Raw genomic sequence first — 15,403 nt, 5'->3', positions numbered from 1 at the left:
TGTTCACGGATCGACAGCAGCCTAGCGCCCCGTGAGTGGTTGACGAGTCCCTGGACTCCTCAGCCGCGCACGGGTGGCGAAGCCGCAACCCCGAGTGAGTAGGCGCCGACGATTTTCGGTGCGGCTGTCTCGTAGAAGCGGTCGAGGTCCTGGATGTCGAAACCGGCGTTCGTGACCAGGGCGGGGATGTCGCGGGTGAGGTGGCAACCACCGGCGACGGTTTTCTGGATCGGTTCGAGCCGGCGCTGCCACCGCTGGACGTTTTCGTCCGGGGCGAGACCGTGCTCGACGAAATGCAGTGTGCCGCCGGGTTTCAGGACGCGCAGGACCTCTCGGAGCGCGGCGTCGGCGTCGGGGATGGTGCACATCGTCCAGGTGGACAGTGCGGTGTCGAAACTGTTGTCGGGGAAGGGGAGTGACTGACCGTCGAGGCCGGACCTTTCGACCGGCGTCGTCGACGCCGCCAGGCGCTTGCCGGCCAGCTTCCAGCCGAGGTCGGCGGGTTCGACGGCGCTCACCGACTCGACGGCGGCCGGGTAGAACGGGATGTTGAGGCCCGACCCGAATCCGATCTCCACCACGCGCCCGCGCAGCCCGGCGCAGACGCGTCGCCGCGTCGGTTCGGTGAACTTCATCCCGCAACTGATGTCGACGAGTCGCGGGACGATCCGGTCCGAGTAGAACCCCATTTCAGCCCTCCTAGGGCGCTTCGCGCCCGTGCGCGGTTGAAGAGTCCAGAGACTCGTTAACCACGCACGGGCGGCGGAGCCGCCTACCGCGGCGCCATGCGCAGGGCGCCGTCCATACGAATGGTCTCACCGTTGAGGTAGTCGTGTTCGACGATCATCTGGACGAGTTGTGCGTACTCGGCGGGCTGTCCGAGGCGGGACGGGAACGGCACGCCGGCTTCGAGGCCCTTGCGGTATTCGTCGGTGACACCGGCGAGCATCGGGGTGTCGATGATGCCGGGGGCGATGGTGTTGACGCGGATGCCGAACTGGGCGAGGTCGCGGGCGGCGGGGACGGTCATGCCGTGCACCCCGCCCTTGGATGCGGAGTAGGCGATCTGGCCGATCTGGCCCTCGAATGCGGCGACGGATGCGGTGTTGACGATGACGCCGCGCTGCCCGGACTCGTCGACGGTGTCGGTCTTGGAGATGGCGTCGGCGGCGAGGCGCAGGACGTTGAACGTGCCGAGCAGGTTGACGGTGATGACGGTGCGGAACAGTTCGAGGTCGTGCGGGCCCTTCTTCGACAGAATGCGGCCGGCCCAGCCGACGCCGGCGCAGTTGACGACGATGCGCAGCGGCAGACCCGACTCGACGATCGTGTCGATCGCGGCCTGGACCTCGTCGCCGCTGGTGACGTCGGTGGCGAGGAGGGTGACACCGTCGGGGACGGTGTCGCCGGCGCGTTCGATGGACTGCTGCAGGTCCAGTCCGAACACGGTGGCGCCGGCGTCGGCGAGACGCTTGGCGGTGGCGGCACCGAGGCCCGAGGCTGCTCCGGTGACCAGTGCGGCGGTTCCCTGAATTTCCACAGTTCGCATCCTTCGTTTCCGGCGACCTTCGTTGGCCGACCCTGGTGACCTGCACCATAACGGTCGCTCGGTGTGAAGGCAGCGCTGAGGGAAGCATTGCCGGCGGGGGAGCGGGTAGTTTCTCTCGCGGGTGGAGCGACGACCGTAGGGGGACGGATGACCGAGGATCGGCTCGAAGTGGATCGGGACGCGTTGGTGCGGTGTATCGCCGCGTGCGAGGTGTTGGCGGCGGACATGCGGGACCTGCGGGAGCGGGCGCACCGCGAACTCGCGCCGGAGAACTTCGGCCTCGGCGAAACCCATCTGCGGTCGGCGGCGGAACTGGCCGCGCGGTTCCGGGCGACGGCGATCGGCGGCCCGGGCGTCGCGGAAGAGAATTCGGCGGTCGGGACGTTCGCCGCGCACGAGCGTTACGCCTTGGACCTGAAGGCGAAGTTCGAAGCGGCGCTGGCCCGGTACGACGAGCAGGACGCGGCGACGGCACAGCGTTTCGCGCAACTCTGAGTCAGTGAACGTGCGCCTGCCAGTCCGACGGAACCCGGGGGCCGGGACCGGGGACGGTCTGATCGATCGGATGATGTTGCGGCGGGGCAAGTTCGGGACCTTCGAACGCCGTCTCGGTGGCGTAGTTCCAGAACCAGTCCTCGCCCGGTTCGAAGCTCCGCACGACGGGGTGCCCGGTGTCGGCGGCGTGTTTGGTGGCGTGCTGTTCCGGGGAGGAGTCGCAGCACCCGATGTGACCGCACTGCGCGCAGCGGCGCAGGTGCACCCACCACCCGCCGGCGCTGTCGCATTCGACGCAGCCTTCCCCGCTCGGCGGCACATTCGGGTCGATTCCGTCCAGCTCACCCATCGGTGACTCCTTCTGCTGCTGCGACTTCGGGTTCGATCGGAATGCGGACCTGGAACCGGGTGTCGCCCGGTTCGGATTCCACGCGCAGGTCGCCGCGGTGCTTCTTCACGACGATGCGCCAGGAGATGTCGAGGCCGAGCCCGGTTCCCTCGCCCACGGGTTTCGTGGTGAAGAACGGTTCGAAGATGCGTGACCGGATCTCTTCGGGCACACCCGGTCCGGTGTCGCCGATCTCGATGAGCGCCATGTCGCCGTCGCGCCGGGTGCGGACGGTGAGGGTGCCGTGGCCGTTCATGGCGGCGACCGCGTTGTCGATGAGGTTCGTCCACACCTGATTGAGTTCCGCGGCGTACGCGGGGATCTGCGGCAGCGTGGGATCGTATTCCTTGACCACCGCGATCGAGTCGCCGATCTTGCGGCCGAGCATCACCAGCGAGCTGTCGAGCAGTTCCCGCAGGTCGATGCGCTGGTAGGGGGCACGGTCCATCTGCGAGTACTGTTTCGCGGCGTTCACGAGCGTGGAGACCCGGGCGGTGGAGTCGGCGATTTCGTTCATCAGCAGTTCGGTCTCGATGGTGTAGTTGAGCCAGCGGATCGCGCTCTCGACCATCGCTGCGTCGTCGACACTGGCGACGATCCGTTCCAGCCACGGCACGTCGAGCCCGGCCTGCACGAACGTGGGCGCCAGGTCCCAGCCGCCGGAGACGCCGTGGTCGTCGAACCAGTCGCCGAGTTCGTCCTCGCGGTCGGACGCCTCGAGGGGAGAGAGCGTCGGCGCCTTCGCCACCAGTTCGGCGGTCTCCTCCTGCAACCGGATCAACGTGGCCAGCGCCTGCCGGTCGTACACCCCCGACGCGATGACACCGAGTTTCTGCCGCATGTGCGACACCCGGTCGCGTAGCGACGCCGTCGCCCGGACCGCGGCGGCCGCCGGGTTGTTCAGCTCATGCGTGAGCCCCGCCGACAGTGACCCCAGCGCGAGGAGGCGCTCCCGCTGATCGACGACCTGCTTCGCGTTCTGGTTGCCGAAGAACAGTCCCTCCAGCAGGTGCACGGCCATCGGGAACCATTCGCGCATCAGCTGCCCGAACCGGTCGGCGTCGAGGACGAAGAACTTCGACGGCGCGGTGACGCGCATCGACGCGGTGTACGTCTGGGGTGCGCGGTCGCCGAGGTACGACTGCCAGGCCCCGGAGTACACGCCGCGCTGCGACGTCCGGTTGAACTCGATCTCCTCGCCGCCCGACAGCTTGCTCAGCACGAGTTCGCCCTCGATCAGCACGTAGAAGCACGTCGCGATCTCACCCTCCGCGAACACCGGGCCGGGTTCGATCAGCTCGACGTGCCCCTTCTCGCAGAGCTGCTCGAGCTGGTGGTCGGTGAGCTTCTCGAAGAGGAACAGCGTCCTCAGCTCGGGGGGATCGCACGGAAGTCGGCTCATGGTCTGCCCCTGGTCATGGTTGGCCGATGTAGCGGTGGACGAGCATCACGGCCATGGCGCCTTCGCCGACCGCCGACGCCACCCGCTTCGCCGACTCCGAGCGCACGTCCCCGGCGGCGAAGATCCCCGGAACACTCGTCTCGAGGTGGTGCGGGAGGCGGTCGAGGGGCCAGCCGCGCGGCGGCTTGCCGTCGACGACGAGGTCGGGGCCGGACACGACGAACCCGTTCTCGTCCCGCGCGACGACGCCGTCGAGCCAGTCGGTTCGCGGGGCGGCGCCGATGAACAGGAACAGGAATCCGGCGTCGACGGTCTGCTCGTCGCCGGTCGCGTTGTTGCGCAGCCGGATCTTCTCGAGGTGCGCGTCGCCCTCGACGCCGATCACCTCGGTGCACGGTCGGACGCGGATGCGCGGGTTCCGTTCGATCTGCTGGACGAGGTAGTACGACATCGAATCCTCAAGCGACTGTGCCCGCACGACGATGGTGACCGTCCGGGCGCCCCGTGACAGGTAGACGGCGGCCTGTCCGGCGGAGTTGGCCCCGCCGACGATGTACACGTCCTGGTCGGTGCAGCGGGCCGCCTCGGTGACGGCGGAACCGTAGTAGACGCCGCGGCCGGTGAGGTCGTCGACGCCGGGCGCGGGATGACGCCGGTACGAGACGCCGGTCGCCAGGATGATCGTGTGCGCGTCGACGGTGTCGCCGTCCGCGAACCGGACCGTCCGCGCCGAGCCGTTGACCTCGAGTGCCACGACGTCGCGGGTGGTGATCAGTTCGGCCCCGAACCGGGTGGCCTGCCGGCGGGCCCGTTCGGCGAGTTGCGCGCCGGACACGCCGTCGGGGAACCCGAGGTAGTTTTCGATGCGCGAACTCTGCCCCGCCTGTCCACCGGTGGCCGTCCGCTCGATCAGCGCGGTGCGCAGCCCCTCCGAAGCGCCGTACACGGCGGCGCCGAGACCGGCCGGGCCTCCGCCGACGACGACGAGGTCGTAGAAGTTCTCCGACGGGTCGGTCCGCAGTCCGAGATGCCGGCCCAGTTCGGTGTCCGACGGTTCCACCAGGCATTCGCCGTCGGCGCAGATCACGACCGGCAGGCGCCGGCCGTCCTCGCCGGCGGCGCTGAGCAACCGCCCGCCCTCCGGCTCGTCCGACATGTACCAGCGGTACGACAGCTGGTTGCGGGCCAGGAACTCGCGCACCTCCGAAGACCGCGGCGCCCAGCGATGCCCCACGACCTTCGTCTCCTCGGCGGGGTGGTGATCGGACGACGCCCACGCCTCGAGCAGGGCGTCGACCACCGGGTACAGCTTCTCTTCGGGCGGATCCCACGGCTTGAGCAGGTAGTGATCGAGGTCGATGACGTTGATCGCCTCGATGGCCGCGTCCGTGTCGGCGTACGCGGTGAGCAGCACCCGGCGCGCGACCGGGTACAGGTCCATGGCCTTCTCGAGGAACTCGATCCCGCTCATCGCCGGCATGCGGTAGTCCGCGAGGATGGCCGCGACGGGATCGCCGCGCAGCTTCATCTGCTTCATCGCGTCGAGTGCGGATTCGCCGGATTCGGCGCGGATGATCCGGTACTTCTCACCGTATCGGCGCCGCAGATCGCGGGCGACGGCGCGCGACACCCCGGGGTCGTCGTCGACGGTGAGAATCGCAGGCTTGCCGCTCGCTACGGGATGGTTCACACACGCCCTCTCGTCCGTGAGAACTGCGAGGTACTCCAAGGACTCCGAGTATTGCCCCGGGGCGCGTCTTTGTCGACCGGGTTCAGTCCTGGCGCTGCATCTGTTCGGGCTCGGCCGCGGCCGTCCGGCGGCGCCGCGACCACACCGTGCGTCCGGCGGCACCGGCCAGCGCCAGAACGACGACGGCGGCCCCGGCGATCGGACCGGCGATGTTGCCGGGGAACAGGCCCTCGAGCAGCAGCCAGACGCCGAACGCGAAGAACAGCACGGCCGCGCCGATGCGGATGACGCTCTCGGGCAGATGCTTGCCCAGGACGGCGCCGACGACGATGGCCAGGGCATCGGCCGCCACCATGCCGACGGTCGAGCCGATCCACACGCCGATCGTGTCGTGGTCGGTGGCGAGGGTGATGGTGGCGAGCATGGTCTTGTCGCCGAGTTCGGCGAGGAAGAACGCGGAGGTGACGGCCAGGAACGCGGAGCGGGTCGCGCGGCCCGCCTTGAGTTGCTCGTCTTCGCTGAGGTTGTCGCCGCGCAGCGTCCACGCGCCGAAGATCAGGAAGGCGATACCGCCGACGACGCTGATCGCCGCGGTCGGCAGCGCGACACCGAGGTAGTGGCCGACGGCCACGGACACCAGGTGGACCACGGTGGTCGCGACGGTGATGCCGGCGATGACGACCCACCAGCGGTAGCGCAGGGCGAACGTCATCGCCATCAGCTGGGACTTGTCTCCCAGTTCAGCGACGAAGATCACGCCGAAACTCAGCAGCGCGGCGGTCAGCACGGCACATCCTCCTCCAGTAGTGGGTCGGAGGATGGAATGGATTCCTCCGGCCTGGCAGACGCGGCGATGCGTCTGTCGGCCGAAGGTCTCGCCCACCGGTGTGGAAACCGGTCCGCCAGGCCGGGCCCGGAACCTCGCAGTGCGAGATTGCCGCGCCAGTATGTCGACACAGGCGATTGGGGGCTACTCCCCTTCGTTGCGACCCACGTTAGCGAGGGCCGAACGAAAAGGCAAAAGCGACAATAAGTTTGGGGTCCCGGGGGCTCAAACTTCGGGTACCCTCACGAGGCCAGCAGCATGGCCAAAACAGCGGTGTCGGGATCGCTGATCGGGTCGATGCCGACCCGGCTGACCATGGACGTCACCGTCCCGTCCGCCTCCGCCTCCACCCATGCCGCGCGGTGTTCGAGCCCGAGGTGGGGGAGACCCGGGAGCAGAACACAGCCCGAGGCCGCGCCCGCGCACTCCGGGAGCGACGGGGTGGTCTCCGACGGCGGGTGCAGCATCATCAGCGCCGGCGGCAGATGATCCGCGAACCGGCCCGGAGCGAGCGCGAACTCCCCGAGGACCGTGCCCTCGGCCACCACGAGACCAACCGTCTCGGGCTCGGGTTCCTCGGGCAGGTCCTCGTGCGCTCCGAAGACCGTGGTGGTGCGGAGCAACCCCGGAACGCACGCCACCCGCACGGCGAGCGCGAGGAGCTGAGCCCACTCCTTGGTGGTGTCGGGCCAGCGCCCGGAAATGACGAATCCCCGCAAGGTACCCGCGGCCTGGAAGGGCGAGATGCCGATGTAGCCGTCCCTGTTCATCTCTGCCTCCTCGGTGTGTGATGACACGCTTCGAACATGATTCGTTCTGCACACCTCGTTGGGTACTTGAAGAATGCGCCCGACAGTGTCTGGCACACAAGAGCATGGGAGTGCTAACTGCCTCAGGTGAACACAGACGTCTCAGAGAATCCTCAGAATCGTCACAATCTGCCGCTACGAAAGCCACCTACCCTCACCGGAATGACCTCTGAGCGCACACGGAATCCCGCGAATCACGCCCGAACCGAGTCGACGCGAAAGGTCCTCACACCGCGGCGGGTCGCCGCGGCCGCCATGGCAGGTCTGGTCCTGGCATCCGCAGGCGGGCTCGGATATGTGTTCCTCGGCGACGGCTCGGCCGACAGCCGGACCGTGGCGATCGTCAACACCGATGCCGGTGCGACCGTGGACGGAAAACCGGTGCGGGCGAGCGACACCCTGATCGAGAAGCTCGAGGCGAACGGGGCGTTCGACTGGCAGGTGGTCGACGCGGGCGCGGCGGCGGGCGGCGACTGGTTCGCCACGGTGACCGTGCCCGAGGACTTCAGCGAGGCCGTCTCCTCGGTGTGGGGTGCGAAGCCGCGGCAGGCGACCCTCGACCTCGACGTCGCGGGTTCCGACTCCGCGGCGTCCGAGGAACTGTCCGGGGTGGTGTCCTCCCAGATCGGCGCGGACGGCATCACGGATCTGCTGGCGGACATGTCCTCGTCGCGGACGCGGTTCCAGCAGGCGGGAATGACGGCCGGGTTCCTCGCGGCCGGGACCGCCGCGGCGGACGATGCTGCGCAACAGCTCACCGAGGGCGCCGACACCCTGCTCCCGTATCTCGAGACGGCCCGAGCCGGTTCGGTGCAACTGCTGGAGGTGGCCGATCAGGTGGCGGGCGTGGTCGGTGAGACGTCGGGAACGGCTAACGGCCTCGCGGACCGGCTGAGCGCGCTGGGGCTGACCCTGGGCCAAGCGAACGCCAGCGCGACCCAGATGCGCACCAGGATCGACGACGCGATCCGCGTCCTCGACGCCACACCCGTTGCATCGGACGTGGTCCCGTCGCTCCGGCAGGTCGGTGCCGACCTCGACCTGCTCTCCGCTCAGCTGGGTTCGGTGCCCGGTCTGCTCGGCGGACAGGTCGGCCCCGACACCGACCTCGGCGAACTCGTGCGGGTGGCGATGGGTCAACTCACCGACGCCAGCGCTCAGCTGAGCAGCGGGGCCCGGCAACTGAACGACGGCATCGTCCCGATCGCCGATCAGGCGCCTGCGATGCTCGAGGGCGCCACCTCGCAGATCGTCGACGGGTTCGCGAAGCTGAAGACGCTGTCCGGGCAGCTGTCCACGGACCTCAAAAACGGGGTCGCGGCGATGCCGGTGCGCACGGCGGCCCAGCAGAATCAGCTGGCGACGGTGCTCGCCGAACCGGTCGCGGTGACGCGCACGCTGTCCGCACCGGCGCCGATCCTCACCGCCGAGCACCTCGCCGTCGGCTTCGGGATCACCACCGTGCTGCTCGCCGGCGCCGTCGTGTGGATGGGCCTGCGGCGCAGGGCCTGACCGTCAGCCGGCGTCCTGGATCCGACGCCACGGCGCGGCCTGCTCGAGTTCGAACGCCAACTCGAGCAGGGTCCGCTCGTCGCCGTGGTCGGCCGAGAAGTGCGACGCCAGCGGCAGACCGCGGGACGTCTCGTGCATCGGCAGCGAGATGGCGGGCCCGCCCGACGCGTTGTTCAGCGGCGTGAACGCCGTGTAGGCGATCAGCTTGTCGAACAGTTCCTCGAAACTCTGTGCCGGCGAAAGATATCCGAGCTCCGGAGTGGTGTGGGCCAGGGTCGGGGACAGGATCACGTCGTACTTCTGGAAGATCTGCGCGTACTCGCGGTACGTGCGCCGCAACCGGTACAGCACCCGCGGCGTCTTCGCGATGTTCTTGCGGTACATCGCGGCGAGTCCGCGCGTCAGGTTGTCCGTGGCGTCGCGGTCGAAGTCCGGTCCGAGCATCCGTTTGCCGTTGCTGGAGATGACGAACGACAGGAACCCCCAGTAGATGCAGAAGTCCTCGACGAACGAGGTGCCCACCGGCATCGGGCACTCCTCGACGTGGTGGCCGAGATCCGCGAGCAGATCGGCGGTCGCGTGGACCGATTTGCGGGTCTCGTCGTCCGTGCGGGACGCGGTGACCGAATCGACCACCACCCCGACCTTCAGGCGGGTGTTGCTCGGCCCCTCGACCAACCGGATGGGCGGCAGCGTGGGATTGCGGTAGTAGCGTTCGGCGGCCGCCATCCACCGTGCGGTGTCCCGCACCGAGCGGGTGACGGCGCCCTGCGCGATGATCCGGATCGGCAGCGTCTTGTCCATGGCGTCGGGGACCGTCCGCCCGCGGGACGGTTTCAGGCCGACGAGACCACAGGCGGCGGCGGGGATGCGGATGGATCCGCCGCCGTCGTTGGCGTGCGCGATGGGCACCACACCCGAGGCGACGAGCGCCGCCGAACCACCCGACGACGCACCCGGCGAAAACGCGGGATTCCACGGATTGTGCACGGCCTCGGCGTCCATGAACTCGGTGGACGCGCTGAACCCGAACTCCGGCAGCCTGCTCTTGCCCAGCGAGAGCACACCCGTGGACAGGTACTGCGTGACGAAGTCGCTGTCCACCCGGGCGGGTTTCGCGGCGAACGCGACGCTGCCGTGCTGGGTGGGCACTCCGGCGACGTCCACATTGTCCTTGACGACGGTCGGCACTCCCGCGAACACGCCCTCGTGCGGGCGGTCCGCCTCCGTCAGTGCACGATCGAAGTCGGCGAACGCCAGGGCGTTCAGGGTCGGCCCGACCGACTCGGCGCGCGCGATCGCCGCCTCCGTCACCTCGCGGACCGACACCTCCCCGGCGGCGATCCAGGCCGCGAGGCCGGTGGCGTCGAGGTCGCCGAGCGCGTCGTCGCGGAAGGCGTGGACGACGGCGTCGTCCCTGGCAGAGGTGCTGGACTCGGTCACTCGAGAAGCCTATTGGACGCTCGGCCTGCTCGGACGGGATTTCGCACCCGAAATGGCCACGGGCACCCGGAACACCGAGACGGTGTTCCGGGCGCCCGTGGCCGCGAAAAGCGAGAACTAGACGATCAGACCCGCGGTCTGGGTGCGTGCCTTCTCGAAGCGAGCGGCAACGTCCGCCCAGTTCACGATGTTCCAGAATGCCTTGACGTAGTCGCCCTTGACGTTCTGGTAGTCGAGGTAGAAGGCGTGCTCCCACATGTCGAGGAGCAGCAGCGGCGTGAGGCCGATCGGGATGTTGCCCTGCTGGTCGTACAGCTGCACGATGAGCAGGCGCTGGCCGATGGAATCCCAGGCCAGGATGGACCAGCCGGAGCCCTGAATGGCGTTGGCGTTGGCCGAGAAGTGGTTGCGGAAAGCGTCGAAGCCGCCGAACTGGTCGTCGATCGCGGCCGCGAGCTCACCGGTCGGCTTGTCGCCGCCGTCCGGCGAGAGGTTGTTCCAGAAGACGGTGTGGTTCGTGTGGCCGCCCAGGTGGAAGGCGAGGTTCTTCTCGTGCAGGTTGACCACGGCGGGCAGGGTGTCCGACTCGCGGAGCTCGGCCAGCTTGTCGAGCGCCGTGTTGGCACCGGTCACGTACGCGGCGTGATGCTTGTCGTGGTGCAGTTCCATGATCTTGCCGGAGATGTGCGGCTCGAGAGCTGCATAGTCGTACGGGAGTTCCGGCAGCGTGTAAACAGACACGAGGGTCCCTTCATCAACGGGCTGTGAGCCCTGGTGTGTTCCGGGTGTCGACGGCACGTGGGCACGCGCCTGACACCCGCCTTTGGCGAATCGTTCTCGGGTATATACCCAATCTCATTGGTACACCCTGCGCAACAGTTGGGGTCACGGAGCGATTCCCGGAACGGAAAGTTCGGGCACCCGAAGAAAGGCTGGCACGGCGACACTGAATGTCGTGAGAATTCGTCCGAGCGGTGAACGGAACCTTAAGCTGACGCGATGCCTTCGCTGACACCTGTTGCAGATTCGCATGCGGCCGCGCCGCGTGTGGAGCTCACGGGCGCGAATCTGCTCCGCTTTTTCGCTGTTCTGGCCGTGATCTACTCACACATCTCGTTCTATCTGATCGACGACCTCGGAACCGGATGGTGGTTCATCGACGTCGTCTATCAGATCTTCATCGAGCGGGGCGGACTCAACCAGCATCTGTCGTTTCTCGGGGTCGCCGTCTTCATGATGCTGACCGGTTTGTTGATCACCCGTTCGGCCATTCGCCATGAACCCGGGCAGTTCCTGTTCAATCGGCTCGGCCGCATCCTGCCCGCATTCTGGGTGGCCGTCCTCGCCGCGATCGTGCTGGTCCGCCTCGGCATCAACGGCATGTTCAGCGGCCAGGACGGGGTGTCGAACGTCGACGCCGCGCTGAGTTTCGTGCTCGGCGGTTTCTTCCTCAAACCGGAGGTCGCGGTGCTGGGGGTCACGTGGACCCTCGCCGTGCAGATCCTGTTCTACTTCGCCTGCGTCGCCGCGCGTCCCGTGCTGCGGACCCTGCCCATCGCGATGCCGATGGCCGGCGCCTCGATCTGCGCCCTGATCCTGCTCTACAACCTGTACGTGCCGCAGCCGTACACGGTCCCGATGCTGTCGAAGATCGCCGCGACGCTGCCCGCCGTGTTCCTCGGGCAGATCATCTACCTCGGCTGGGCGCGGCTCGCGGACTGCCGGTGGATCGTCGTCGCCGGGCTGGCGCAGGTCGAGGTGATCCGCCTCGCCACCGACTTCCGCGTGTACTGGGCGGGCGATCACTACCTCTGGACGTTCGCCGTCGTCACCGCGTGCGTCGTGCTGGTGGGCCGGTACGACGGACCCGCGGCGCACTGGGCCGTGGTGCGGTGGACCGCGACCCGCAGTTACGCGATCTACCTCGTCCACACCCTGATCCTCTATCGGGTGTACGAGCACACGGTCGGCTCGTTCGGCAAGACCGGGGCCGTCATCGCGTTTCTGGTGGTGACGGCGCTGGTGTCGGAGGCGCTCTATCGGTGGGTGGAGGTGCCGGCGACGGGCTGGGTCACCGCCCGCGCCGAGCGGATGCGCATGCAGTCGGCGCTCGCCCGGGAGACCACTCCGGCACCGCGCGTAGCATCGAACCATGTCTTGGTACGACGAGCTTCTGGGTCGAGCAGCCGCTAAGTCCGTGATGGTCACCGCTGAGGACGCCCTCCCCGGACGTAGTCAGCCGATCCCGGTTCCGGCGACGCACTTCGTCAACGGTCACCCCCTGAAACCCCCGTTCCCCGAGGGCATGCAGACCGCGGTGCTGGGCATGGGATGTTTCTGGGGCGCCGAGAAGGAGTTCTGGCAACTCGACGGCGTCTACACCACCGCGGTGGGGTACGCAGGCGGTTACACGCCGAACCCCACCTACGAGGAGACCTGCTCGGGACGCACCGGGCACACCGAGGCGGTGCTCGTGGTCTTCGATCCGAAGGTGATCTCCTACGCCGAGATCCTCAAGGAGTTCTGGGAGAACCACGATCCCACGCAGGGTATGCGGCAGGGCAACGATCAGGGAACGCAGTACCGTTCGGCCATCTACACCATCGACGAACAGCAGGTGGAGATCGCCGAGGCCACCGGTGAGGCCTTCGAGAAGCGGCTCGCCGAAGCCGGGTACGGCGCGATCACCACGGAGATCGCGCCGCTCACGCAGTTCTACTACGCCGAGGACTACCACCAGCAGTACCTCGCGAAGAACCCCGGCGGATACTGCCCCGTGCACGCGACCGGCGTCAGCTGCCCCGTCGGCCTGTTGAAGCAGGACGAGGTCCCGGCGCAGACCGACATCCTGCCGCCCTCGTAGGTCCCGGACTCTCAACCACGGGTCGCGGACCACGTGAGCACTGCGGACGCCGCGATGGCGCTGACGGTGCGCACGTGGTTCCACCCGGTCCAGCCCGACACGTAGTCGCGCCAGAAGTCCGCCGAGCCCGTCGCGTAGGGATCGATCGCGTCCAGCGCGTTGTTGTGCGGCACGTGGTAGACGATGGTCAGGACGATTCCCACGAGATACAGCGCGCACGCGATCACCGCGTAGACGGCCGAACCGTCGTGCCGCACCACACTGACGATCGCGAGCGCGATCGACGTCAGCGCGGTGCCGAACAGCGCCGTCATGAACCAGAAGTTCGGCGCCTCGCGGTTGATCGCCTGCATCGCCGAGATGCCCTGGGCCGGATCCAGGCGACCGAGCCCGGTCATGATGAACGTGGAGAACGCGAACATCACCCCGCCCACCACGCCGGCGCCGACCGCCGTGACGATCGTCAGATAGCGCTCCATGATCAAACCCTCCAGACCCCGGCCGCTGCTGCGGCGCGGACGTAGTCGGTGAAGTCGCGGGGCGCGCGCCCCAGTGCGCGTTCCACCCCGTCGGTGAGTGAGGCGTTGCGTCCGTCCAGCACCTCGTCGAACAGGTAGGTGAGCAGGCCGATCGCGTCGGACGGTACCCCCTGGCCTGCCAGCGCCGTCGAGTACTCCTCCGAAGTAACTGGCGTGTATCGGATTTCGCGGCCGGTTGCCTCCGCGATCTCGGCGACGGCGTCGCCGAACGACAGCAATCGGGGCCCGGTCAGTTCGTAGAGTTCGCCGGCGTGACCGTCCTCGGTCAATGCGGCGACGGCGATCTCGGCGAGATCGTCCGCGTCGACGAACGGTTCGAGCACGTGCCCGTCGACGGGCAGCGCGAGGTCGCCGGTGAGCAGCGAGTCGAGCATGAAACTTTCGCCGAAATTCTGGCCGAACCAACTGGACCGCAGGATCGTCCACTCGGCGCCCGCCGTGCGGATCGCGAGTTCGCCACGCTCCGCCTCGGTTTCACCGCGACCGGACAGCAGGACGAGGCGACGCGCCCCGTTCGCGACGGCCAGGCCGGCGAACTCCTCGACGGCCTCCGCCGCTCCCGGCACCGCGAGATCCGGGTAGTACGCGATGTACACCGAGGTGATGCCGTCGAGCGCCGGAAGCCAGGTGTCCCGGTTCTCCCAGTCGAACGGGGGAGTGCCGGCCCGGGAGGCGCCGCGGGCGGGCACGCCTGCGGCGGTGAGCCGGGCAAGGACGCGGCTGCCGACCTTGCCGGTGGCGGTGAGGACGAGGGTGTGCGGAGTCGTTGTCATGTTTTCAGTCAAGACGGCGGCAGCGAGACTTTCCATGGTTGAAAAGCGCTGTTCCATACGCGAGCGTCTACGCTGAACGTGTGGATCCCCTCGCCGGTCTCATCAGTGGTCCCCGCGCCGCCGGAGCATTCGTGCTCCGATCGATCATGGAACCGCCGTGGTCGCTGCAGATCGACGACCACGCGCCGCTCAGCCTCGTCGCGATGGGCCGCGGCGAAGCCTGGATCCTCCCGCACACCGGCGAACCGGTGCAGCTCACCGAAGGCGACGTCGCGATCATCCGCGGCCCCGAGCGGTACGTCATCGCCGACCACCCGGACACCCCGCCGCACGTGATCATCAACCCCGACCAGAGTTGCACGACGCTCCGCGGCGAACCGCTCGCCGAGGCGATGGACCTCGGCGTGCGCACCTGGGGCAACAGCGCGAACGGCCGCACGGTCATGCTGACCGGCACGTATCAAACCCCCGGCGAGATCAGCCGGCGACTGCTGTCCGCGCTCCCCGAACTCGTCGTGCAACGCCGCGCCGACTGGGACTCCCGGCTCGTCACGCTCATGCACGACGAAGTGGTGCGCGACGAGCCCGGGCAGGAAGCGGTCCTCGACCGCCTCCTCGACCTGCTGCTGATCGCCGTGCTGCGCGCCTGGTTCGCGAGGCCGGCGGCCGAAGCGCCGTCCTGGGTGCGGGCGCAGGGCGACCCGGTGGTCGGCAAGGCGATGCGCATCCTGCAGAACAACCCCTCACACCAGTGGACGGTGGAGTCGCTCGCCGCGGAAACCGGCCTGTCGCGGGCGGCCCTCGCCCGCCGGTTCACGGAACTCGTCGGCGAACCGCCTATGACCTTCCTCGCAGGCTGGCGGCTGTCCCTGGCCGCGGATCTGCTCCGCGAACCCGACGCCACGGTCGCGTCGGTGGCGCAACGGGTGGGATACGGGAGTGCATTCGCGTTGAGTGCGGCGTTCAAACGCGTGCGCGGAGTGAGCCCCAAGGAGCATCGTGAGATGGCGGAGAGCAGATGAGTGTATTACGGCACAGTGCCCAATAACACACCGGATCGACTTGATCTTGTTTGCCTTGCGTACGACCCTGGATGGTAGGGAATTGTCGGCGA

General features: G+C 68.1%; 16 protein-coding genes. 5 read left to right on the top strand and 11 right to left on the bottom strand.

Going from position 1 to position 15,403, the window contains the following annotated elements; translation table 11 throughout:
* Positions 1-59: 59 nt before the first annotated feature.
* Positions 60-689 carry a class I SAM-dependent methyltransferase gene (locus BLV94_RS25510; protein WP_072938734.1) on the bottom strand — a complete coding sequence of 210 codons (630 nt, stop codon included), beginning with the start codon at positions 687-689 and terminating at the stop codon, positions 60-62.
* Between the two features lie 83 nt (positions 690-772).
* Positions 773-1,540, bottom strand: a complete 768-nt coding sequence (locus BLV94_RS25505) for an SDR family NAD(P)-dependent oxidoreductase (protein WP_072938731.1) — start codon at positions 1,538-1,540, stop codon at positions 773-775.
* 156 nt (positions 1,541-1,696) lie between these two features.
* On the opposite strand from BLV94_RS25505, the gene BLV94_RS25500 reads away from it, so the two are divergent.
* The gene (locus tag BLV94_RS25500; protein WP_072938728.1) at positions 1,697-2,044 is read left to right on the top strand and encodes a hypothetical protein; all 348 of its coding nucleotides are present in this window, start codon (positions 1,697-1,699) and stop codon (positions 2,042-2,044) included.
* 1 nt (position 2,045) lies between these two features.
* Here the strand turns inward: BLV94_RS25500 and BLV94_RS25495 are convergent, their stop codons facing one another.
* The 5 genes from BLV94_RS25495 to BLV94_RS25475 form a co-directional block, all read right to left on the bottom strand.
* Positions 2,046-2,393, bottom strand: coding sequence for a UBP-type zinc finger domain-containing protein (locus tag BLV94_RS25495; protein WP_072938725.1), 348 nt, complete (start codon positions 2,391-2,393; stop codon positions 2,046-2,048).
* Entirely contained in the window at positions 2,386-3,834 is a 1,449-nt protein-coding gene (locus BLV94_RS25490; protein WP_072938722.1) for an ATP-binding protein, read from the bottom strand. The genes BLV94_RS25495 and BLV94_RS25490 overlap by 8 nt, the downstream gene beginning before the upstream one ends.
* A gap of 13 nt (positions 3,835-3,847) precedes the next feature.
* Positions 3,848-5,524, bottom strand: coding sequence for an NAD(P)/FAD-dependent oxidoreductase (locus BLV94_RS25485; RefSeq protein WP_072938720.1), 1,677 nt, complete (start codon positions 5,522-5,524; stop codon positions 3,848-3,850).
* A gap of 82 nt (positions 5,525-5,606) precedes the next feature.
* Positions 5,607-6,311 (bottom strand): TMEM165/GDT1 family protein, encoded by a 705-nt coding sequence (locus BLV94_RS25480; RefSeq protein WP_072938717.1) that lies wholly within the window; start codon positions 6,309-6,311, stop codon positions 5,607-5,609.
* A gap of 281 nt (positions 6,312-6,592) precedes the next feature.
* Positions 6,593-7,120 carry a peptidase gene (locus BLV94_RS25475; RefSeq protein WP_072938714.1) on the bottom strand — a complete coding sequence of 176 codons (528 nt, stop codon included), beginning with the start codon at positions 7,118-7,120 and terminating at the stop codon, positions 6,593-6,595.
* A gap of 201 nt (positions 7,121-7,321) precedes the next feature.
* Between BLV94_RS25475 and BLV94_RS25470 the strand changes: the two genes are divergently transcribed.
* The gene (locus tag BLV94_RS25470) at positions 7,322-8,671 is read left to right on the top strand and encodes a YhgE/Pip domain-containing protein (RefSeq protein WP_072938712.1); all 1,350 of its coding nucleotides are present in this window, start codon (positions 7,322-7,324) and stop codon (positions 8,669-8,671) included.
* Between the two features lie 3 nt (positions 8,672-8,674).
* Here the strand turns inward: BLV94_RS25470 and BLV94_RS25465 are convergent, their stop codons facing one another.
* Entirely contained in the window at positions 8,675-10,114 is a 1,440-nt protein-coding gene (locus tag BLV94_RS25465) for an amidase (protein WP_072938709.1), read from the bottom strand.
* Between the two features lie 117 nt (positions 10,115-10,231).
* Positions 10,232-10,855, bottom strand: a complete 624-nt coding sequence (locus BLV94_RS25460) for a superoxide dismutase (protein ID WP_012691075.1) — start codon at positions 10,853-10,855, stop codon at positions 10,232-10,234.
* 258 nt (positions 10,856-11,113) lie between these two features.
* On the opposite strand from BLV94_RS25460, the gene BLV94_RS25450 reads away from it, so the two are divergent.
* Both BLV94_RS25450 and msrA read left to right on the top strand, forming a co-directional pair.
* A complete protein-coding gene (locus BLV94_RS25450) occupies positions 11,114-12,307 on the top strand; it encodes an acyltransferase family protein (RefSeq protein ID WP_072938703.1) in 1,194 nt (397 codons plus the stop codon).
* The gene (msrA, locus tag BLV94_RS25445; RefSeq protein WP_072938700.1) at positions 12,267-12,977 is read left to right on the top strand and encodes a peptide-methionine (S)-S-oxide reductase MsrA; all 711 of its coding nucleotides are present in this window, start codon (positions 12,267-12,269) and stop codon (positions 12,975-12,977) included. The genes BLV94_RS25450 and msrA overlap by 41 nt, the downstream gene beginning before the upstream one ends.
* An 11-nt stretch (positions 12,978-12,988) precedes the next feature.
* Here msrA and BLV94_RS25440 read toward each other — a convergent pair whose 3' ends face one another.
* Together BLV94_RS25440 and BLV94_RS25435 are read right to left on the bottom strand one after the other, a co-directional pair.
* Positions 12,989-13,456, bottom strand: coding sequence for an anthrone oxygenase family protein (locus BLV94_RS25440; protein WP_072938697.1), 468 nt, complete (start codon positions 13,454-13,456; stop codon positions 12,989-12,991).
* 2 nt (positions 13,457-13,458) lie between these two features.
* The gene (locus BLV94_RS25435) at positions 13,459-14,289 is read right to left on the bottom strand and encodes a Rossmann-fold NAD(P)-binding domain-containing protein (RefSeq protein ID WP_072938694.1); all 831 of its coding nucleotides are present in this window, start codon (positions 14,287-14,289) and stop codon (positions 13,459-13,461) included.
* An 80-nt stretch (positions 14,290-14,369) separates the two neighbouring features.
* Here BLV94_RS25435 and BLV94_RS25430 point away from each other — a divergent pair, with 80 nt between their 5' ends.
* Positions 14,370-15,311, top strand: coding sequence for an AraC family transcriptional regulator (locus tag BLV94_RS25430; protein ID WP_072938691.1), 942 nt, complete (start codon positions 14,370-14,372; stop codon positions 15,309-15,311).
* The last annotated feature ends 92 nt before the right edge of the window (positions 15,312-15,403 follow it).

Source organism: Rhodococcus koreensis (genome assembly GCF_900105905.1).
GTDB classification, from domain to species: domain Bacteria; phylum Actinomycetota; class Actinomycetes; order Mycobacteriales; family Mycobacteriaceae; genus Rhodococcus_F; species Rhodococcus_F koreensis.
The sequence above is the reverse complement of the archived record's forward strand: the minus strand, read 5'-3'. Positions and strand labels throughout refer to the sequence as shown.